The following is a 19,408-nucleotide window of genomic DNA, read 5'->3' as shown; positions in this document are numbered from 1 at the left end:
CAAGGCGGTAAACAAGCCGTCGCTTTGCCTGTGCTAATATCCTGCCCCTGTTAATTATTTTGTATATGGGTTGCCCATGAAGTTGTCCATGCCGCGTTTCGATCAAGCCCCGGTACTGGTGGTGGGCGATGTCATGCTCGACCGCTACTGGCATGGCGGTACCTCACGGATTTCACCTGAAGCGCCGGTGCCGGTGGTCAAGGTCGAACAGATCGAGGACCGTCCGGGCGGTGCCGCCAACGTCGCCTTGAACATCGCTGCCCTTGGCGCGCCGGCGGCGCTGGTCGGGGTGACCGGCCAGGACGAGGCTGCCGACAGCCTGGCCAACAGCCTGCAGGCTGCCGGTGTGCGCTCGATCTTCCAGCGTATCGCCCATCAGCCGACCATCGTCAAGCTGCGGGTCATGAGCCGCCACCAGCAGTTGCTGCGTATCGATTTCGAAGAACCCTTCGCCACCGACCCGCTGTCCCTGGGCGCCGAGGTCGATACCTTGCTCGACGGCGTCAAGGTGCTGGTGTTGTCGGACTACGGCAAGGGCGCGTTGAAAAACCACCAGAGCCTGATCCAGGCCGCCCGCGCCAAAGGCATTCCGGTGCTGGCCGACCCCAAGGGCAAGGATTTCTCGATCTACCGAGGCGCCAGCCTGATCACCCCGAACCTCAGCGAGTTCGAAACCATCGTTGGCCGTTGTGCCGACGAGGCCGAGCTGGTGGCCAAGGGCGCCCAGTTGATGAGCGAGCTGGAACTGGGTGCCTTGCTGGTGACCCGTGGCGAGCACGGCATGACCCTGCTGCGCCCCGATCACCCGGCCTTGCACTTGCCGGCCCGGGCCCGTGAAGTGTTCGACGTGACCGGTGCCGGTGACACTGTGATCTCGACCCTCGCCGCCGCCATCGCTGCCGGTGAAGAGCTGCCTCATGCGGTCGGCCTGGCAAACCTTGCCGCCGGTATCGTGGTGGGCAAGCTGGGTACTGCAGCTATCAGTGCCCCCGAGCTGCGCCGCGCGATCCAGCGCGAAGAGGGTTCCGAGCGTGGCGTACTGAGCCTCGACCAGTTGCTGCTGGCCATCGACGATGCCCGCGCGCACAACGAGAAGATCGTCTTCACCAACGGCTGCTTCGACATTCTCCATGCCGGCCACGTGACCTACCTGGAGCAGGCCCGGGCCCAGGGCGATCGCCTGATCGTCGCGGTCAACGACGACGCCTCGGTCAGCCGCCTTAAAGGCCCGGGCCGGCCGATCAACAGCGTTGACCGGCGCATGGCCGTACTCGCTGGCCTCGGCGCCGTGGACTGGGTGATCAGCTTCCCTGAGGGCACCCCGGAAAACCTGCTGAGCCAGGTCAAGCCGGATGTGCTGGTCAAGGGTGGTGACTATGGCATCGACCAGGTGGTCGGCGCCGACATCGTCAAGGCCTACGGCGGTACCGTGAAGGTGCTGGGGCTGGTGGAAAACAGCTCGACCACCGCCATCGTCGAGAAGATCCGCAAGAACTGAAGCATCGCGGGGCAAGTCGCCCCGCACTCGGTTCTACTTGCGCAGCCCGCCACGCGCCATCTGCAACAACTCCCTCGCCCTGCCGGTCAGCCGCTTCAAGCCGCTGTCCGGTTTTGCGGGTGTCAGGCCTTGCTGCCTGACCCAATCCTTCCAGCGAATCCGCTCATCCCTGACCAGCCAGCCATCCTGTTGGGCAAAGCTTTCTGCCAGGTACAGCCCGCGGGTGCTGGCCGGCACCAGGCGATCCTTGCTCAGGGTGTAGAGCTCGGCGCGTGGCTGGCCGTCTTCCAGCGGCATCAGGTACAGGTCGGGGCGTTTACGGTTGAGGCGCGCGACCAGTTGGTCGCCTTCAAGGCGTTCGTCGACGTGGAACAGGCTCAGTGACTTGGCCTCGCGTGGTACTTGCAGGCACAGGTCGTAGATCAGTTGCAGCGAGGCGGTTGGCAAGTGCACATATGCCCGTGGCCGTTCCAGCAATTGCAGGTTGGCGCAGCGTACCGGGCGTGCGGCGCCGGACTGCGGCGTCAGCACAAAGGGCAGGGCTTCGCGGTAGTGCAGGGCGTCGGCGTAGGGCGCCGGCAGCCAGGTTTCGTTGAAGCGCCCGCCCAGCCAGCCTTCCGGGGTTTCCAGCAGGCATTCCTCGGCCACCTCCTGAATTGCCGTATGCAGCGGCAGGTTCAGCTCCTGGGCCGGCACATAGCCTGAAATCAGTTTCAGCACGACATCGCCACGGTCCTGGCGGCGCTGGCGTACCAGCACCCAGTAATCGCGGTTCTGCCAGCGCAGGGTCAGGCGCACCGAGACGCCGAGGTTGGCCAGTTCGACAGCAAAGTGCTGGCTGTCGGCAACCTGGATCGGCTTGCGCCGTTGCAGGGTCTGGGCGAAGTTCAGCGGCATGCCGATGCTCTGGTACACCAGGCCTTCGGGGCTGGCCTCGACGTGCAAGGGCAGGGTCTTGAAGTTGCTCGGGTTCTTGCGGATCAGCGTTCGCGGCATGTCGGCTCCGTCTTGCGTTGGGGTCGGCCGCGGCGGCGGCGTGAGTGTCAGCGGCGCAGCACCTTGGCAACGGTTGCCACGTTATGGGTCAGGTGCAGCGGATTGATGGTGCCGACAATAGCACTGCTGACCCCGGGGTGGGCGAACAGCAGTTCGAAGCTGGCGCGCACCGGGTCGACACCCGGGCTAAGGCACACATGGCCGCTGGCCAGGGCCTTTTTCACCAGGATCGCCTTGCCGTGCTTGGCGGCGTAATCAATCACCGGCCGTTCGGCCTGCTCGTTCAGATTGTAGGTGACCATGGCGCAATCGCCGCGTTCGAGCGCCTTGAGACCGCCCGCTGCGGTTTTGCCAGACAGCCCGAAACCACGGATCTTGCCCTCCTGCTTGAGGGCTTCGAGGGTTTGGTAAACCTCCTCGTGCTCAAGGATGTGCAAGTCGTTGCCGTCGGAATGCACCAGTACCAGGTCGATGCAGTCGGTTTCCAGGCGCTTGAGGCTACGCTCGATGGAAAAGCGCGTGTGCGCTGCGCTGAAGTCGAATCGCGACTGGCCGCCCTCGAACTCCTCGCCGACCTTGCTGACGATCACCCACTGGTCACGCTGGCCGCGTAATAGCGGGCCGAGGCGTTCTTCGCTGCGGCCATAAGCGGGTGCGGTATCGATCAGGTTGATGCCCAACTCGCGAGCCTGGGCCAGCAGCATCCGTGCTTCGTGGTCGTCGGGAATAGTGAAGCCGCTGGGATATTTGACGCCCTGGTCGCGGCCAAGCTTGACCGTGCCCAGGCCCAGTGGCGAAACCGTCAGACCGGTACTGCCGAGGGGCCGATGCAAATCGTGCAGGCTCGGCAGGCTCATGGCAGCAGTTGCTCCCACACCGGCAGGGCCATGGGCGGTCGCGGCAATTCGGGCAGGGCCGGCTGGCCGCCTGGCTTGATGCCGTCGCGCTCAAGGTTGGCCAGCACCCGGTCACTGAAGTCCGGCGCCAGGGCCAGCTTCGTCGGCCAGCCCACCAGCAGGCGTTGCTGCTCGGCGAGGAAGGCGTTGTCGGGGCGCACCAGGCCCGATTGCGCAGGCTCGGCGCGGTCGATGCGCACGGTGGCCCAGCGCACCTGGCTGAGGTCGATCCAGGGCAGCAGGTTGCTGACTTCTTTTTTCGCCGCGGCAATCTGCGCTTCAGGCTCGCGGGCTACGCCGTCGGCTTCGGCCAGGTCGCCGCCCAGGTACCAGACCCACTGGCCATCGGCGCCCGGGTGGCTGGTGACGGTGATGCGCGGCTTCGGCCCGCCGCCCAGGCAATGGGCGTACAGCGGCTTGAGGCTGGCGCCCTTGGCCATGACCATGTGCAGCGGCCGGCGCTGCATGGCTGGCTGGCTCAGGCCCAAGGCTTCGAGCAAGGCGGCGTTGCCGGCACCGGCGCTGAGCACCACGCGCTGGGCGCGAATTTCGCGGCCATCGACGCGCAGGCCGGCCAGTTCGCCATTCTCTTCAAACGGTTCGATGCTTTGCCCGGCAAGCAGGCTGTCACCGGCCAGTTCCGCAAGCTTGTTGAGCAGGCTTGGCACATCGACGACCAATTCGGCCAGGCGATAGACCTTGCCCTTGAAGGCACGGTCCTGCAGGGCGGGTGGCAACTGCTCGCCCTTGACCTGATCGACCCGGCCGCGCACGGCCTTGCTGGCAAAGAAGCTGGTGAGGTTGCCGGCCAGGGTGCCAGGTGACCACAGGTAGTGGGCTTCGGACAGCAGGCGCACGCCGGACAGGTCCAGCTCGCCATTGCCGGCCAGGGCCTCGCGCCAGCGCCGGGGCATGTCGGCGATGGCTTCCGAGGCGCCGGTCAGGGCACCGTGCAGCGCGTACTTGGCGCCACCGTGGATGATCCCCTGGGATTTGAGGGTCTGCTCGCCACCGAGGCTGGCGCGTTCCACCAGAACTGTCGAATAGCCGAGCCGGCGCAGGCGGGCATTGAGCCAGAGGCCTGCGACCCCGGCGCCGACGATCAGCACATCGGTGGAAATTACGGTTGGCATGCATGAACCTCACAAGCGTGGACAGACGCCCAGTATACAGCCTGTGAGCCATTGCACCTGTTGCCGATCAATGCCCGGCGGTTTTCGAGAAGACCTGGATCACCACCACGCCGCCGACGATCATGGCCATGCCGAGCATTGCCGGCAGGTCCAGCTTCTGGCCGTAGATCACCAGCGCGGCGATGCTGATCAGGACGATGCCCAGGCCCGACCAGATGGCATAGGCAATGCCCACCGGAATGCTGCGCACCACCAGGGTCAGCATCCAGAACGCCACGGCATAGCCACAGACCATCAGCAGCAGCGGCAGGGGCGTGCTCAGGCCCTTGACGGCTTTCATTGAGGCGGTGGCGATGACTTCTGCGCAGATGGCGATAGCCAGGTAGGTGTAGGCATTCATGACGGTGATCCTCTGTTCTGGCTGGGCATTCTAGAGCAAGCCTGAATGGGGTAAAGTCATTACCTATCTTTTCTGGAGATAGGTTGATGGCCGAGCAGTGGAATCTGGAGCAGTTGCGCATGTTCGTGCGGGTCGCCGAGCTGCGCTCGTTCTCGGCAGTAGCCCGTGAACAGCGCAAGGCGCAATCGGCGGTGAGCAACGGCATCGCTTTGCTTGAGGCTGACCTGGGGGTGACCCTGTTCGAGCGTAGCAGCGGCCGCCAGCCGCGCCTGAGCGAAGCCGGCGCAACCTTGCTGGAAGATGCCCGCGAGCTGCTGCGCCAGTGCGAGCGCCTGGATGGCCGGGCCCTGGCGCTGATGCGCGGGCAAGAGGCGCAATTGCGGGTGGCCCAGGATGAGGCCATGCCCTATCAACCGGTGATCGACAGCCTCGATGAGCTGGCCCGGCAGTTTCCCTTGCTCGAAGTACAGATGGCCAGCGGCGCCCAGGGCGACGTGGCGCGCAAGCTGATCGAGCGGCGCGCCGATCTTGGCCTGCTGTTCCACCATGACCAGATGCCGGTATCCCTCGAGCGCCGGGCGGTGGGGCGGATCGAGATGGTTACTGCCTGCGCCGTGGATCATCCCTTGACCCGTCTTGAGCGCGTCAGTCGTCAGGACCTGGCCCGCCACCGCCAGTTGCTGATCACCCCGCAGGAAAGCGGCTACCCCGGTGGCGAGCCGATCAGCCCGCAGATCTGGCGCGCCGACAGCTTCTACGCCATGGCCGAATTGCTGATGCGTGGCCTGGGCTGGGCCTGGTTGCCGCGGCATGTGGTGCAGTACCCCACCTACCAGGCGCAGATGGTCGAGCTTGCCAGCGAATGGACACCGCCAGCACTGGTGGTCGAGCTGGTGTGGCGCCGTGACGAGCCACTGGGGCCCGCCGCGCAGTGGTTGGCCGAACGCTTCGCAGTGCACTTGCGCGCCATTGGCTAGTACACTTCGGCGCCATGAACAGAACCCTCTATACCTTGCTGTTTCACCTGGGCCTGCCGCTGGTTGCGCTGCGCCTGTTCCTGCGTTCGCGCAAGGCGCCGGCCTATGGGCAGCGCATCGCCGAGCGTTTTGCCTGCAAGCTGCCGGCCATGGCCAGGGGCGGCATCTGGGTGCACGCGGTGTCGGTGGGCGAGAGCATTGCCGCCGCGCCGATGATTCGCGCCTTGCTGCAGGCTTATCCACAGCTGCCGATCACCATCACCTGCATGACCCCGACCGGTTCTGAGCGGGTGCGGGCGATGTTCGCCGACGAGCCGCGCATCCAGCACTGCTACCTGCCCTACGACTTGCCCTGGGCCGCCGGGCGCTTTCTCGATCACGTGCAGCCCAGGCTTGCGGTGATCATGGAGACCGAGCTGTGGCCTAACCACATTCATCAGTGCGCCAAGCGCGGTATTCCGGTGGCCCTGGCCAATGCGCGGTTGTCCGAGCGTTCGGCGCGGGGCTATGCGCGCTTTGCTGGCCTGACCCGACCGATGCTGGCCGAGATGAGCCTGATCGCGGTACAGACCGAAACCGAAGCCCAGCGCTTTCGCCAGTTGGGCGCGCGACCGGAATGCGTGCAGGTAACCGGCTCGATCAAGTTCGACCTGAGCATTGACGAGCAACTGTTGCCGCGCGCCCGTGCCCTGCGTGAGCAGTGGCAGGCCGGCCAGCGACCGGTATGGATCGCGGCCAGTACCCATGAAGGCGAGGACCCGATCATTCTCGCCGCCCACCGGCAGTTGCGCGAACACCATGCCGACGCCTTGCTGATCCTTGTGCCGCGTCACCCGGAGCGCTTTAACAGCGTGTTCGAGCTGTGCCGCGGGCAGTTGCCGACGGTGCGCCGTTCCAGTGGTGAAGCGGTCGCGGCTGATACCGCAGTGTTGCTTGGCGACACCATGGGCGAGCTGCTGTTTCTCTATGCCCTGGCCGATATCGCCTTCGTAGGCGGCAGCCTGGTGGCCAATGGCGGGCACAACCTGCTGGAGCCGGCGGCGCTGGCGCTGCCGGTGCTCAGTGGCCCGCATCTGTTCAACTTCCTGGAAATTGCGGCGATGCTGCGCGAGGCCGGTGCCTTGCAGGAAGTCGATGATGCCCAGGGGCTGGCGGCCGAAGTTCGCCGCCTGATTGAGTTGCCGCGGGATGCGCAGCGCATGGGCGCGGCGGGGTTGGCGGTGATGAAGGCCAACCAGGGCGCCTTGCAGCGCTTGCTTGAAGGCTTGGGGCGCTTGCTCTGACGTCATCGCGGGTCAAGTCGAGGCGTCGCACCGCCGCTCCCACAGTAGGAGCGGCGGTGCGACGCCTCGACTTGACCCGCGATGCGTTTCAGGGCCGGGCTTCGAAGTTGGCCTTGGCCGCTGCTGCCAGGTCTGGCGGCAGGAAGTCCTTGTCCGGGTTGTAGTCCGGTTTCAGGTAGCGGCTCAAATCGCTCAGGTCCTGCGGGCTCAAGGTGCCGGCGGCTTGCTTCAGGCGCAGGTTGTCGAGGATGTAGTCGTAGCGGGTGTTGTTGTAGTCACGCACCGAGGTGTACAGCTGGCGCTGGGCATCGAGCACGTCGACGATGTTGCGGGTACCGACCTGGTAGCCGATTTCGGTGGCTTCCAGGGCGCTCTGGTTGGAGATGATCGACTGCTTGCGCGCTTGCACCTGCTCGACGTCGGTGTTCACCGCGCGGTGCAGGTTGCGGGTGTTTTCCACCACCTGGCGGCGCAGGCTCTCGCGCTGCTGCTCGCTCTGGTTCAGGCGCTGGTAAGCCTCGCGTACCTGCGAGCTGGTCAGGCCGCCGCTGTAGATCGGAATGTTCAACTGCAGGCCGATGCTGGTCTGCTCGACATCGCCGCTGTAGTTCTGCCCGGTGAGGTTGGGGTTGGAAAAGCCCAGGCTGTCGTTGTCGCCCTTCTGGTAGCGCGCTACCGCATCGACGGTCGGCGCGTGCCCGGCCTTGCGCTGGCGCAGGGTCTCTTCGGCGGCGCTCACCGCGTAGTTGGTGGCCAGCAGGTTGAGGTTCTGCTTGCCGGCAGTCTCGACCCAGGCTTTGGCGTCGTTCGGCACCGGCAGTTGCACCGGCAAGGTGTGGACGATGCCCTGCACCGAGTTGTAGTCGCGGTTGGTCAGGGTGATCAGCGCCTCGAAGGCGTCGTCGACCTGGCGCTGGGCAACGATGCGGTTGGCCCGGGCGGTGTCGTAGCTGGCCTGGGACTGCAGCACGTCGGTCTTGTCCGACAGGCCAACGTCAAAACGCTCGTTGGACTGGTCGAGCTGGCGCTTGAACGCTGCTTCCTCGGCCTTGGTCGAGGCCAGGGTGTCCTGGGCGCGCAGCACGGCGAAATAGTTTTCGGCGCTTTGCAGGATCAGGTTCTGCTCGGTGGCCGACAGCTCCAGTGCCGCCTGTTCGTTGACCGCTTCGGCCGCCTGCAACTGGAACCAGCGATCAGCGCGAAAGACCGGCTGGGCCAGGGTCGCGGACCAGGAGTTGCCGCTGCGGTTGGCGGTAATCGAAGGGCTGTCGATCTTGGTGCGGTTGTTCATCATTTCGGCGCCGGCCGAAAGGTTCGGCAGCAGGCCGGCACGGGCCTGGGGCACCACTTCCTTCTGGGCGCCGTAGTTGGCGCGGGCGGCCGCCAGGTCGGCGTTATTGTTCACGGCTTCCTGATAGACGCTGACCAGGTCGGTCTTCGCCGACAGGGGCACGTCCGCTGCCCAGGCCATTCCGTTGGTAGCACAAGACACGGCAAGGGCCAGTGAAAGTTTGCGCAGCATAGGGCAATCCTTGAACGGTGAGAATTTCTGAACTGGTGAGTGTAGTTGCGCAGCCATTTTGCAACAATCCGCTATTTGCGCCATTTATCGTGTCCATGTCCAGGTGCTTGGCTTTGTATGCCACTCCAGCTTAGACTGGCCGCGTTCTTGTCGGGGTGCCTTGTGTTGAGGCTGAGATCGGATAATCCGGATCCCGTTGAACCTGATCAGGTTAGCGCCTGCGTAGGGAACAAGATTTCTCGCTTTCCCGGCGAGTCTCTTGTGCCAGGTCCGGGAATGTCGAGTCAGCCACCACAGCTGCAGGCATCACCGCGCATTTGGCACAGCACCACCCATGGTGCGTCCGTGCCTTTCAGGTTCTCCCCGACATTCCACTGCTAGGAAGCCGTCTGGAGAGCCTGTGATGAGTAAACAAGAAAAATATACCAATCTGAGTGAATCGGCCCGGGTCGATCAACAATCCGTACAGCCATTCACCCGCTCGCGCAAAATCTATGTCGAAGGCTCGCGCCCGGACATCCGCGTGCCCATGCGTGAAATCAGCCTCGACGACACCCCGACCGACTTCGGCGGCGAAGCCAACGCCCCGGTACTGGTCTACGACACTTCCGGCCCCTACACCGACCCTAGCGTTATCATCGACGTGCGCAAGGGCCTGGGCGACGTACGCTCGGCCTGGATCGACGCCCGTGGCGATACCGAGCGCCTGGCCGGCCTGTCGTCGGACTTCGGCCAGCAGCGCCTGGCCGATGCCGAGCTGACCAAGCTGCGTTTTGCCCACGTGCGCAATCCGCGCCGGGCCAAGGCCGGCGCCAACGTCAGCCAGATGCACTACGCCCGCCAGGGCATCATCACCGCCGAGATGGAATACGTTGCCATCCGCGAAAACATGAAGCTGCAAGAAGCCCGTGCCGCCGGCCTGCTTGACCAACAGCATGCCGGGCACAGCTTCGGCGCGAGCATCCCGAAAGAAATCACCGCCGAATTCGTCCGCGAAGAAATCGCCCGCGGCCGCGCGATCATCCCGGCCAACATCAACCACGTGGAGCTGGAGCCGATGATCATCGGCCGCAACTTCCTGGTGAAGATCAACGGCAACATCGGTAACAGCGCCCTGGGCTCGTCCATCGAAGAAGAAGTGGCCAAGCTGACCTGGGGCATCCGCTGGGGCTCGGACACGGTGATGGACCTGTCCACCGGCAAGCACATCCACGAAACCCGCGAGTGGATCATCCGCAACTCGCCAGTGCCAATCGGTACCGTACCGATCTACCAGGCCCTTGAGAAGGTCAATGGCGTGGCCGAAGACCTGACCTGGGAGCTGTTTCGCGACACCCTGATCGAACAGGCCGAGCAAGGCGTTGACTACTTCACCATCCACGCCGGCGTACTGCTGCGCTATGTGCCGCTGACCGCCAAGCGCGTCACCGGCATCGTCAGTCGCGGTGGCTCGATCATGGCCAAGTGGTGCCTGGCGCACCACAAGGAGAACTTCCTCTACACCCACTTCGACGAAATCTGCGAAATCATGAAGGCCTACGACGTCAGCTTCTCGCTCGGCGATGGCCTGCGTCCGGGCTCGATTGCCGACGCCAACGACGAAGCGCAGTTCGGCGAGCTGGAAACCCTCGGCGAGCTGACCAAGATCGCCTGGAAGCATGACGTCCAGTGCATGATCGAAGGCCCGGGCCACGTGCCGATGCAGCTGATCAAGGAGAACATGGACAAGCAGCTCGAATGCTGCGACGAAGCGCCGTTCTACACCCTTGGCCCGCTGACCACCGACATTGCCCCGGGCTACGATCACATTACCTCGGGCATCGGTGCGGCGATGATCGGCTGGTTCGGTTGCGCCATGCTCTGCTACGTCACGCCCAAGGAACACCTGGGCCTGCCGAACAAGGATGACGTCAAGACCGGCATCATCACCTACAAGATCGCCGCCCATGCCGCCGACCTCGCCAAGGGCCATCCCGGCGCGCAGATCCGCGACAACGCACTGTCCAAGGCGCGCTTCGAATTCCGCTGGGAAGACCAGTTCAACCTCGGCCTGGACCCGGACACCGCACGCAGCTTCCATGACGAAACCCTGCCCAAGGATTCGGCCAAGGTCGCGCACTTCTGCTCGATGTGCGGGCCGAAGTTCTGCTCGATGAAGATCACCCAGGAAGTGCGTGAATACGCTGCCAACCAGCGCATCGAAGCGGTGGACGTGGCGCTCGAGGATGGCATGCGCGAGCAGGCCGAGCGGTTCCGCCAGGAAGGCAGCCAGTTGTACAAAAAAGTCTGACCCGATTAACGGGTAAAACCTGCTCCCCCTGTGGGAGCGGGCTCGACCCGCGATAGGGCCTTAAAGAACAACTACTTCCCTCCTGTCGAGACCACACTCGTGAGCACACCCAGCCAGTTTTCCCCCGATCACCCGGTCAGCGCCGAGCAACGCGTGCTCAGCGGCCGCGACCTCTGTTCCTTGTGGTTTTCCCTCGGCATCGGCCTGATGGTGCTGCAGACCGGTGCTTTGCTCGGCCCCGGCCTGGGCCTGGCCAATGCTGTGCTGGCGATCATCGTCGGCACCAGCGTCGGCGTGCTGCTGCTCGCCGCGGTCGCGGTCATCGGCAGTGATACCGGCCTGTCGTCGATGGCCGCCCTGCGCCGCAGCCTGGGCAGCAATGGCGCGCGTCTGCCAGCCATGCTCAACCTCCTGCAACTGATCGGCTGGGGCTCGTTCGAAATCATCGTCATGCGCGATGCCGCCAGCCTGCTTGGCGAGCGCGCCTTCGGCGAAGGCAGCGTGCTGACCAATCCGTTGCTGTGGACCTTGTGCTTCGGCGCGCTGGCCACCTTGCTGGCGGTCAGCGGGCCGTTGACCTTCGTGCGCAAGATTTTGCGCAAGTGGGGCATCTGGCTGCTGATCGGCGCCTGCCTGTGGCTGACCTGGAACCTGTTTGCCAAGGCCGATCTGGCCGCGCTGTGGGCGCGCGCCGGCGATGGTTCGATGCCGCTGGCGATTGGCATTGATATCGCCATTGCCATGCCGCTGTCGTGGCTGCCATTGATTGCCGACTACTCACGCTTCAGCCAGCGCGCCAGCCGGGTGTTTGCCGGCACGGCGCTGGGCTATTTCATCGGCAACGTGTGGATGATGAGCCTGGGCGTGGCCTACACCCTGGCCTTTGCCCCGGCGGGCGAGGTCAATACCTTGCTGCTGGCCCTGGCTGGCGCCGGCCTGGGCATTCCGTTGCTGCTGATCCTGCTCGATGAGTCGGAAAAAGCTTTTGCCGATATTCACTCGGCGGCGGTCTCCACAGGTTTTCTGCTGCGCTTGAAGGTCGAGCACCTGGCCTTGGCCATTGGCGTGCTGTGCACCCTGATCGCCAGCTTGGCGCCGCTGGCGCAGTACCAGAACTTCCTGTTGCTGATCGGCTCGGTGTTCGCGCCGCTGTTCGGCGTGGTGCTGGTCGATCACTTCATCGTCCGCCGCCGGCGCAGCGACTCAAGCCCGATCCACAGCCTGCACTGGCCGGCATTGCTGGCCTGGGCGATTGGCGTAGCGGCTTACCATTTGCTGGCGCACTACGCGCCGAACGTCGGCTCGACCCTGCCGGCCTTGCTGCTGGCAGGGGTGGTCTATTGGGCCGCCGCGCCGGCAGTCAGCCGCGACCGGGAAACAACTCCGGCCTGATCACGCCGTTCAGGCGCGGGTAGGGGATTTTCAGCTCGATATGGCCCATGGAGTACGGGGCGATGGCATAGACCTCGTACTTCAGCACCACCGCGCCGTAGGTCAGGGCGATGTGCGGGGTCTGGCGGAACGGCCAGGTCTTGACGAACTCGGCGTCCTTGTCCATGCCGGTGCTGATCAGCCAGCCTTTGTGGGCTTCTTCGGCGGTCTTCCAGAAGGTCGCTTCCTGGCCCGGCACCAGCATGTCCTGCAGGCTCAGCACCTTGTCCTGCTGGCGCGAATAGTTGATGAAGCCGCGTCCGGGCATGCCGTGGGCGCCGCCGGTGTCCAGGTAGCTGGACAGTTCGATGATCACCAGTCCGTCATGCTGCTCGCGTACCTTGGCTTGCAGGTAGCTGCTGTTGCGGCTTTGTGCGCTGGCCATGAACTGCTCTTCGTAGGCTTTGAGCGAGCTGGGCAGGGCGCTGCGCTCGTTGTCCTGGGTCAGTTGCAGCAGGCGTTTCTCGACGATCCCGTCCAGCTTGGGGTTGGCCGGGAAGTGGATGGTGTCGATGTTGACCAGCGGGCAATCGGCATTGCTGCAACCGGGCTTGATGTGCTCCCAACGGTCGCGCTTGACCTCCAGCGGCGTGCGCATGTTGGGCTGGAACAGGCTCTGACAAGCGCCAAGGGCCAGGGCCAGCACGGCCACGGAAGTCAGTTTCACAAGCGTCATGATGATCCTTGTAAGGCAAAGGTGATCGGACTTGGACCGTCGGCAAGGCCTTCAGTTCGCCACTAAGCTGAATAGACCAGCGGGGTGCTTATCCTCGCAGCCTGGACGGTATCTTTAAAGAGGTGAAACGCAGCGGTACGCAGGTTAGGATGGCGCGATGCGGTAAATGAGGTAATGAGGATTCCCATGTCTGACACGTTCAACAACGCTGTGCCCAGCCAGGTCGAGATCGTCGATCGGGCCACTTGCTACAAGGGCTTCTACCGCCTCGACAAGGTGCGCCTGCGCCACGAGCTGTTCGCCGGTGGCATGGGTCGTGAGATCAGCCGCGAGCTGTTCGTGCGCCATGATGCGGTGTGTGTGCTGCCTTACGATGCCCAGCGCGACGAAGTGGTGCTGATCGAGCAGTTTCGCGTCGGCGCCATCGGCAAGGTCGACAACCCCTGGCTGATCGAACTGGTCGCCGGTCTGATCGACAAGGACGAACAACCGGAAGAAGTTGCACACCGTGAGGCCGAGGAGGAAGCTGGGCTGGTGTTCAGTACGTTGTGGCCGATGACCCGGTATTTCCCGTCACCGGGCGGCAGCGACGAGTTTGTGCATCTTTACCTGGGCCGTTGCAGCAGCGTTGGGGCCGGTGGCCTGCACGGGCTGGAAGAAGAAGGCGAGGATATTCGCGTGAAGGTCTGGGCGTTCGAGGATGCGCTGCAGGCCGTGCGCGACGGCAAAATTGCCAACGCGGCAACCATCATTGCCTTGCAATGGCTGGCCTTGAACCGCGCTGAAGTCAGGGGGCTATGGTCGTGAATCTGCTGCGCGAGCGCTACCGGGTAGATCTGGTCGGGTTGCAGGCTGCCTGCGAGGCCAACTATGCGCGCCTGATGCGCCTGCTGCCCGACATGCGCAGCACCCAGAGCTCGCGCCGGATCGGCATGACCCAGGGCGACCAGATGCTTGGCGTGCTGGTCCTCGATGTAGTGCTCGCCTGTCCCTACACCACCACCTTGCGCGTGCGCCAGGAGCACAGCCTGCCCTGGCTGCCGGTGCCGCAGCTGGAGGTGCAGGTCTACCACGACGCGCGCATGGCCGAAGTGGTCAGCGCCGAGCACGCCCGGCGTTTTCGCAGTATCTATCCGTACCCCAATGCGGCCATGCACCAGCCGGACGAAAAGGCCCAGCTCAATCTGTTCCTCGGTGAATGGCTGAGCCATTGCCTGGCCTGTGGCCATGAGTTGGCCGTCGTTCGCTGAAATGTGATGACGGTCGTTTTCGAGTATTTGCTCAACGCCCGCCAGCCGCCATAATCGCGCTGAATCCGTTCAAGGAGTCGGCCCTTGCCGCAACCATCGATCCCCCCTAGCGACGCGCCGGTGTATCTGGTGCAACTGACCGACAGTCATTTGTTTGCCGACGCGCAAGGCACGCTGCTGGGCATGAATACCCGCGACAGCCTGCAGCGGGTGATCGAGCGGGTACGCGACGAGCAGCCGCGGATCGACCTGCTGCTGGCCACCGGCGATTTATCCCAGGATGGTTCGGTCGAGTCCTACCGCTGTTTTCGTGACCTGACCGCGAGCCTTGAGGCCCCCGCGCGCTGGCTCGCCGGCAACCATGACGAGCCGCTGCCAATGGAACAGGCGGCGCAGGGCACTGATTTGCTTGATCCGCAGGTGGATATCGGCAATTGGCGAATCCTCATGCTCAACTCGGCGGTGGCCGGTTCGGTGCCGGGCTTGCTCGATGACGGCCAGCTCAGGTTGCTAAAGAGCGCCTTGGACGAAGCGCCCGAGCGCCATCACCTGATCTGTTTCCATCACCAACCGGTATCTATCGACTGCGCCTGGATGGCGCCGATCGGCTTGCGCAACGCCGACGCACTGTTTGCTGTGCTGCAAGGTTATCCACAGGTACGGGCCTTGCTCTGGGGCCATATTCACCAGGAGTGGGACCAGGTTCGCGACGGCGTGCGGCTATTGGCCTCACCCTCGACCTGCATCCAGTTCGAGCCGCGCAGCGAAGACTTCAAAGTCGGCGAGCAGGCCCCCGGCTACCGCTGGCTGCGCCTGCAGGCGGACGGCTCGATCGACACCGGCGTGTCGCGGGTCAGCGACTTCGAATTCACCGTCGACTACGAAGGCGACGGCTATTAAGTGTTGCCAAATCGCTGAAACTGCTGCATCTGCCGTCTAACAGGCTAAAATGCGCGCTTTCCTGCCTGGCGATCCAGGCATTCAAGGCGCATCGGGGGCGGCATGTCGGGTTCGATTCTCTATATTCACGGGTTCAACAGCGCGCCGTCGTCGAAGAAGGCCAGCCAGCTGGTAGCAGTCATGGCCCAGCTGGGGCTGGCCGAGCGCCTGCGCGTGCCGGCCCTGCATCATCACCCGCGCCAGGCCATCGCCCAGCTTGAGGCGGCGATTGCCGAGCTCGAATCGCCATTACTGGTCGGCAGCTCGCTCGGCGGCTACTATGCCACCCATCTGGCCGAGCGCCACGGGCTCAAGGCCCTGCTGGTCAACCCGGCGATCAACCCGCACCGGCTGTTCGACGGCTACCTGGGGCCGCAGCAGAACCTCTATACCGGCGAAACCTGGGAACTGACCCTGGACCACGTGCAGGCTCTGGCCGAGCTGGAAGTGCCGGCGCCGACCGATGCCGGGCGCTTTCAAGTGTGGCTGCAGACCGCCGATGAAACCCTGGACTACCGCCAGGCCGAGCAGTTCTACCGTGCCTGTGCACTGCGCATCCAGGCCGGTGGCGATCACAGCTTCCAGGGCTTTGCCGAACGCCTGCCAGCCCTGCTGAGCTTTGCCGGCATTGCCCCGCAGCAGTATCAAACACTCGATTTTTCTGTATTTTGATAACCTATTTTCACCCACGACTGACGACGAGAACCCATGGCCATTCCCAGCGCTAGTGCCTATAACGCAGACGCCATCGAAGTCCTCTCCGGCCTTGACCCGGTGCGCAAGCGCCCGGGCATGTACACCGACACCAGCCGGCCGAACCACCTGGCCCAGGAAGTGATCGACAACAGTGTCGACGAAGCCCTGGCCGGGCACGCCAAGTCGGTGCAGGTGATCCTCCACGCCGACCATTCCCTGGAAGTGTCCGACGATGGTCGCGGCATGCCGGTGGACATCCACCCTGAAGAGGGCGTGTCCGGGGTCGAGCTGATCCTCACCAAGCTGCACGCGGGTGGCAAGTTCTCGAACAAGAACTACCAGTTCTCCGGCGGCCTGCACGGGGTGGGTATTTCGGTGGTCAACGCCTTGTCCAGCCAGGTGCGGGTCAAGGTCAAGCGCGACGGCAACGAGTACCAGATGACCTTCGCCGATGGCTACAAGGCCACCGAGCTTGAAGTAGTCGGCAGCGTTGGCAAGCGCAACACCGGCACCAGCGTGTACTTCGCCCCGGACCCCAAGTATTTCGATTCGCCGAAATTCTCCATCAGCCGCCTCAAGCACGTGCTCAAGGCCAAGGCCGTGTTGTGCCCGGGGCTGCTGGTCAGCTTCGAAGACAAAGGCACCGGCGAGAAGGTCGAGTGGCACTACGAAGACGGCCTGCGCTCCTATCTGGTCGACTCGGTCAGCGAGTTCCTGCGCCTGCCCGACGAGCCATTCTGCGGCAGCCTGGCCGGTAACAAGGAGGCGGTCGACTGGGCCCTGCTGTGGCTGCCCGAAGGCGGCGACAGTGTCCAGGAAAGCTACGTCAACCTGATCCCCACGGCCCAGGGCGGTACCCACGTCAACGGTCTGCGCCAGGGCCTGCTCGATGCCATGCGCGAGTTCTGCGAGTTCCGCAACCTGCTGCCGCGCGGCGTCAAGCTGGCGCCGGAAGACGTCTGGGAGCGCATCAGCTTCGTGCTTTCGATGAAAATGCAGGAGCCGCAGTTCTCCGGGCAGACCAAAGAGCGCCTGTCCTCGCGCGAGGCTGCCGCGTTCGTTTCTGGCGTGGTCAAGGATGCCTTCAGCCTGTGGCTCAACGCTCACCCGGAGGTGGGCATGCAGCTGGCGGAGCTGGCGATCAACAACGCCGGCCGGCGCCTGAAGGCGAGCAAGAAGGTCGAGCGCAAGCGCGTCACCCAGGGGCCGGCACTGCCGGGCAAGCTGGCCGACTGCGCCGGCCAGGACCCGATGCGTGCCGAGCTGTTCCTGGTCGAGGGTGACTCGGCCGGCGGTTCGGCCAAGCAGGCGCGGGACAAGGAGTTCCAGGCCATCCTGCCGCTGCGCGGCAAGATCCTCAACACCTGGGAAGTCGATGGCGGCGAAGTCCTGGCCAGCCAGGAAGTGCATAACATTGCCGTGGCCATTGGCGTCGATCCCGGCGCTGCCGACATGAGCCAGTTGCGCTACGGCAAGATCTGCATCCTTGCCGACGCCGACTCCGACGGCCTGCACATCGCCACCTTGCTCTGCGCGCTGTTCGTCCAGCATTTCCGCCCGCTGGTCGAAGCCGGCCACGTCTATGTGGCCATGCCACCGCTGTACCGCATCGACCTGGGCAAGGAAATCTACTACGCCCTCGACGAAGCCGAACGCGACGGCATCCTCGACCGCCTGGTGGCCGAGAAGAAGCGCGGCAAGCCGCAGGTCACCCGATTCAAGGGCCTGGGTGAGATGAACCCGCCGCAACTGCGGGAAACCACCATGGACCCGAACACCCGACGCCTGGTCCAGCTGACCCTCGACGACCTGGACGGCACCCGCGAAATCATGGACATGCTGCTGGCCAAGAAGCGCGCCGGCGATCGCAAGAGCTGGCTGGAATCCAAAGGCAACCTGGCCGAGGTCCTGGCTTGATACGTGTGGCCCTGACTGCGGCTCTGGCGCTGTTGACGCTTCCGGCACTGGCCGCGCCGTGGCCGGAGCTCAAGCTGGTCGCCGAACACCCGGTCGAGGGCATGCGTGGCGGCAATCTGTCTGGCCTGAGCGAATGCCGAGGCGGGCTGTGGGCGGTTTCCGACCGCGATGACGAGCTGCTTTACCGCCTGGATACCTCGGCTGCCGTCTGGCAAGCCGAAGCGCTGCACATGGAGGTACCGCCGGTACCGGACAGCGGTTTGCCCTGGGGCTTGCGCTCGCGCACCTGGGCTGCCGCGCAGGTGCGCGGCGGCGAGCTGGACTTCGAAGGCATCAGCTGTGATGCCGCCGGCAACCATTACCTGGTCAGTGAAGCCCATGCGGCCGTGCTGCAGGTACCAATGGAAGGCGCGCCCAACTGGCTGAAAATCGACCCGAGCATGGTCCGCCAGGCGCGGGCCAGCGGCATGTTGCTGCACTTCAATGCATTGTTCGAAGGCCTGGCGGTGAGCCCGGCCGGCGACCGTATCTGGCTGGCGGCCGAGCGCGAGCGCCGCGGCCTGCTGCTGATCAACCGCCAGCAGACCACCTGGAACTGTGGCAACGGCTGCGTGCTGCTCAGCGAAGCCGGGGTCGAGATGCAGCCGCCGCAGATGCCCAGGCCGCGCCCGGTGTCGCGCGACTTTGCCGACCTGGCCCTGTTCAACGACAAGCTCTTTACCCTGGAGCGCAACGCCTATCGCATTTGCCGGCGTGATGCGCAGACAGCCAAGGTCGAGCGATGCTGGTCGTTTGCCGCCGATGCCCTGGCCGAGCCCCGGCGTTACTCGCAGCCATTCGGCCTGGCCGAGGCGCTGGTGATCGATGACAAGGGCGCCTGGATTGGCCTGGACAACAACGGTGCGACCCGCCAGGACGGCGAATCGCGACCGATCGTCTGGCGCTTTGCCGCGCCGGCCGGCGGCTGGAGTGGCAAATCGTGAGCCAGCCACCGGGCAAGCGTGCTGGCCGGGTACTGCTGATTCTGGCCTGGGCGGCTGGATTGTTCCTGGCCACGCGCTTTTTCGGCGAGTGGGAGCAGCGTCAGGCCAACCCCAATGCCGTGGTCACCTCGCAACACGGCGAGGGTTACATCGAAGTGCAACTGGCCGGCAACGGCCAGGGGCATTTCGTCGCCGATGGCCGGATCAACGGCCAGACGGTACATTTTCTGCTCGATACCGGGGCGACCGACGTGGCGATCCCCGAAGCCCTGGCTGGCAAGCTAGGCCTGGAGCGCGGCGCGCCGGTGATGTTGAGCACCGCCAATGGCCGCACCCAGGGCTACCGCACGCGCCTGGACCAGCTGCAGCTGGGCGATATCCTCCTGCGCAATGTGCGCGCGCTGGTGGTGCCGGGGCTCGATGGCGAACAGGTTTTACTGGGCATGAGTGCCCTGAAACAACTTGAATTTACCCAGCGTGGCGGCACCTTGCTGCTGCGCCAGAACCTGAAATGATGAGGC

18 protein-coding genes and 1 riboswitch are annotated in these 19,408 nt (G+C 64.4%); of the genes, 12 read left to right on the top strand and 6 right to left on the bottom strand.

Annotated features, from left to right (window positions below; all coding sequences use genetic code 11):
- Positions 1 to 76: 76 nt before the first annotated feature.
- Positions 77 to 1,498, top strand: a complete 1,422-nt coding sequence (hldE, locus tag JYG36_RS24985; RefSeq protein ID WP_045193776.1) for a bifunctional D-glycero-beta-D-manno-heptose-7-phosphate kinase/D-glycero-beta-D-manno-heptose 1-phosphate adenylyltransferase HldE — start codon at positions 77 to 79, stop codon at positions 1,496 to 1,498.
- A gap of 33 nt (positions 1,499 to 1,531) precedes the next feature.
- On the opposite strand, the gene JYG36_RS24980 is transcribed toward hldE, so the two are convergent.
- The 4 genes from JYG36_RS24980 to JYG36_RS24965 form a co-directional block, all read right to left on the bottom strand.
- Positions 1,532 to 2,494, bottom strand: a complete 963-nt coding sequence (locus JYG36_RS24980; RefSeq protein ID WP_213602636.1) for a metal ABC transporter ATPase — start codon at positions 2,492 to 2,494, stop codon at positions 1,532 to 1,534.
- A 47-nt stretch (positions 2,495 to 2,541) separates the two neighbouring features.
- Complete coding sequence (locus tag JYG36_RS24975) at positions 2,542 to 3,351, bottom strand: aldo/keto reductase (RefSeq protein ID WP_213602635.1); 810 nt, start codon at positions 3,349 to 3,351, stop codon at positions 2,542 to 2,544.
- On the bottom strand, positions 3,348 to 4,523 hold the full coding sequence (locus JYG36_RS24970) for an NAD(P)/FAD-dependent oxidoreductase (RefSeq protein ID WP_093376795.1): 1,176 nt from the start codon (positions 4,521 to 4,523) through the stop codon (positions 3,348 to 3,350). The genes JYG36_RS24975 and JYG36_RS24970 overlap by 4 nt, the downstream gene beginning before the upstream one ends.
- A gap of 67 nt (positions 4,524 to 4,590) precedes the next feature.
- Positions 4,591 to 4,923 (bottom strand): DMT family transporter, encoded by a 333-nt coding sequence (locus JYG36_RS24965; protein WP_028945643.1) that lies wholly within the window; start codon positions 4,921 to 4,923, stop codon positions 4,591 to 4,593.
- Positions 4,924 to 5,009: 86 nt separating this feature from the next.
- Here JYG36_RS24965 and JYG36_RS24960 point away from each other — a divergent pair, with 86 nt between their 5' ends.
- Both JYG36_RS24960 and waaA read left to right on the top strand, forming a co-directional pair.
- Positions 5,010 to 5,900, top strand: coding sequence for a LysR family transcriptional regulator (locus JYG36_RS24960; RefSeq protein ID WP_045193769.1), 891 nt, complete (start codon positions 5,010 to 5,012; stop codon positions 5,898 to 5,900).
- A gap of 14 nt (positions 5,901 to 5,914) precedes the next feature.
- Complete coding sequence (gene waaA, locus JYG36_RS24955; protein WP_093376786.1) at positions 5,915 to 7,183, top strand: lipid IV(A) 3-deoxy-D-manno-octulosonic acid transferase; 1,269 nt, start codon at positions 5,915 to 5,917, stop codon at positions 7,181 to 7,183.
- A gap of 88 nt (positions 7,184 to 7,271) precedes the next feature.
- Here waaA and JYG36_RS24950 read toward each other — a convergent pair whose 3' ends face one another.
- A complete protein-coding gene (locus JYG36_RS24950) occupies positions 7,272 to 8,705 on the bottom strand; it encodes a TolC family outer membrane protein (RefSeq protein WP_213602634.1) in 1,434 nt (477 codons plus the stop codon).
- Positions 8,706 to 8,846: 141 nt separating this feature from the next.
- A riboswitch (TPP riboswitch) is annotated at positions 8,847 to 8,951 on the top strand.
- 157 nt (positions 8,952 to 9,108) lie between these two features.
- On the opposite strand from JYG36_RS24950, the gene thiC reads away from it, so the two are divergent.
- Positions 9,109 to 10,995, top strand: a complete 1,887-nt coding sequence (gene thiC / locus JYG36_RS24945; protein WP_213602633.1) for a phosphomethylpyrimidine synthase ThiC — start codon at positions 9,109 to 9,111, stop codon at positions 10,993 to 10,995.
- Between the two features lie 99 nt (positions 10,996 to 11,094).
- Positions 11,095 to 12,387 (top strand): putative hydroxymethylpyrimidine transporter CytX, encoded by a 1,293-nt coding sequence (gene cytX / locus JYG36_RS24940; RefSeq protein ID WP_195885542.1) that lies wholly within the window; start codon positions 11,095 to 11,097, stop codon positions 12,385 to 12,387.
- Here cytX and JYG36_RS24935 read toward each other — a convergent pair.
- A complete protein-coding gene (locus tag JYG36_RS24935; RefSeq protein WP_093376769.1) occupies positions 12,356 to 13,102 on the bottom strand; it encodes an RsiV family protein in 747 nt (248 codons plus the stop codon). The genes cytX and JYG36_RS24935 overlap by 32 nt on opposite strands.
- A gap of 186 nt (positions 13,103 to 13,288) precedes the next feature.
- On the opposite strand from JYG36_RS24935, the gene JYG36_RS24930 reads away from it, so the two are divergent.
- The 7 genes from JYG36_RS24930 to JYG36_RS24900 all read left to right on the top strand — a co-directional run bounded on the left by JYG36_RS24930 (position 13,289) and on the right by JYG36_RS24900 (position 19,402).
- Positions 13,289 to 13,909, top strand: a complete 621-nt coding sequence (locus JYG36_RS24930; protein ID WP_093376764.1) for an NUDIX domain-containing protein — start codon at positions 13,289 to 13,291, stop codon at positions 13,907 to 13,909.
- Positions 13,900 to 14,352 (top strand): DUF1249 domain-containing protein, encoded by a 453-nt coding sequence (locus tag JYG36_RS24925; protein ID WP_045193762.1) that lies wholly within the window; start codon positions 13,900 to 13,902, stop codon positions 14,350 to 14,352. The genes JYG36_RS24930 and JYG36_RS24925 overlap by 10 nt, the downstream gene beginning before the upstream one ends.
- An 84-nt stretch (positions 14,353 to 14,436) precedes the next feature.
- A complete protein-coding gene (gene cpdA, locus JYG36_RS24920) occupies positions 14,437 to 15,252 on the top strand; it encodes a 3',5'-cyclic-AMP phosphodiesterase (protein WP_093376759.1) in 816 nt (271 codons plus the stop codon).
- Positions 15,253 to 15,354: 102 nt separating this feature from the next.
- Positions 15,355 to 15,963 (top strand): YqiA/YcfP family alpha/beta fold hydrolase, encoded by a 609-nt coding sequence (locus tag JYG36_RS24915; RefSeq protein ID WP_045193759.1) that lies wholly within the window; start codon positions 15,355 to 15,357, stop codon positions 15,961 to 15,963.
- 36 nt (positions 15,964 to 15,999) lie between these two features.
- Positions 16,000 to 17,904 (top strand): DNA topoisomerase IV subunit B, encoded by a 1,905-nt coding sequence (gene parE, locus JYG36_RS24910; protein ID WP_045193757.1) that lies wholly within the window; start codon positions 16,000 to 16,002, stop codon positions 17,902 to 17,904.
- Positions 17,901 to 18,887, top strand: a complete 987-nt coding sequence (locus JYG36_RS24905) for an esterase-like activity of phytase family protein (protein WP_045193756.1) — start codon at positions 17,901 to 17,903, stop codon at positions 18,885 to 18,887. The genes parE and JYG36_RS24905 overlap by 4 nt, the downstream gene beginning before the upstream one ends.
- Positions 18,884 to 19,402, top strand: coding sequence for a retropepsin-like aspartic protease family protein (locus JYG36_RS24900; protein WP_045193755.1), 519 nt, complete (start codon positions 18,884 to 18,886; stop codon positions 19,400 to 19,402). Before JYG36_RS24905 ends, JYG36_RS24900 begins: the two co-directional genes overlap by 4 nt.
- The last annotated feature ends 6 nt before the right edge of the window (positions 19,403 to 19,408 follow it).

It is taken from the genome of Pseudomonas sp. SORT22 (assembly GCF_018417635.1).
GTDB lineage: Bacteria > Pseudomonadota > Gammaproteobacteria > Pseudomonadales > Pseudomonadaceae > Aquipseudomonas.
This window is presented reverse-complemented; position numbering and strand designations above follow the sequence as displayed.

Bases quoted from the DNA above. Each gene is read 5' to 3' on its own strand.
- hldE (WP_045193776.1), top strand. From the start codon at position 77: ATGAAGTTGTCCATGCCGCGTTTCGATCAAGCCCCGGTACTGGTGGTG.
- JYG36_RS24980 (WP_213602636.1), bottom strand. From the start codon at position 2,494: ATGCCGCGAACGCTGATCCGCAAGAACCCGAGCAACTTCAAGACCCTG.
- JYG36_RS24975 (WP_213602635.1), bottom strand. From the start codon at position 3,351: ATGAGCCTGCCGAGCCTGCACGATTTGCATCGGCCCCTCGGCAGTACC.
- JYG36_RS24970 (WP_093376795.1), bottom strand. From the start codon at position 4,523: ATGCCAACCGTAATTTCCACCGATGTGCTGATCGTCGGCGCCGGGGTC.
- JYG36_RS24965 (WP_028945643.1), bottom strand. From the start codon at position 4,923: ATGAATGCCTACACCTACCTGGCTATCGCCATCTGCGCAGAAGTCATC.
- JYG36_RS24960 (WP_045193769.1), top strand. From the start codon at position 5,010: ATGGCCGAGCAGTGGAATCTGGAGCAGTTGCGCATGTTCGTGCGGGTC.
- waaA (WP_093376786.1), top strand. From the start codon at position 5,915: ATGAACAGAACCCTCTATACCTTGCTGTTTCACCTGGGCCTGCCGCTG.
- JYG36_RS24950 (WP_213602634.1), bottom strand. From the start codon at position 8,705: ATGCTGCGCAAACTTTCACTGGCCCTTGCCGTGTCTTGTGCTACCAAC.
- thiC (WP_213602633.1), top strand. From the start codon at position 9,109: ATGAGTAAACAAGAAAAATATACCAATCTGAGTGAATCGGCCCGGGTC.
- JYG36_RS24935 (WP_093376769.1), bottom strand. From the start codon at position 13,102: ATGACGCTTGTGAAACTGACTTCCGTGGCCGTGCTGGCCCTGGCCCTT.
- JYG36_RS24930 (WP_093376764.1), top strand. From the start codon at position 13,289: ATGTCTGACACGTTCAACAACGCTGTGCCCAGCCAGGTCGAGATCGTC.
- JYG36_RS24925 (WP_045193762.1), top strand. From the start codon at position 13,900: ATGGTCGTGAATCTGCTGCGCGAGCGCTACCGGGTAGATCTGGTCGGG.
- JYG36_RS24915 (WP_045193759.1), top strand. From the start codon at position 15,355: ATGTCGGGTTCGATTCTCTATATTCACGGGTTCAACAGCGCGCCGTCG.
- parE (WP_045193757.1), top strand. From the start codon at position 16,000: ATGGCCATTCCCAGCGCTAGTGCCTATAACGCAGACGCCATCGAAGTC.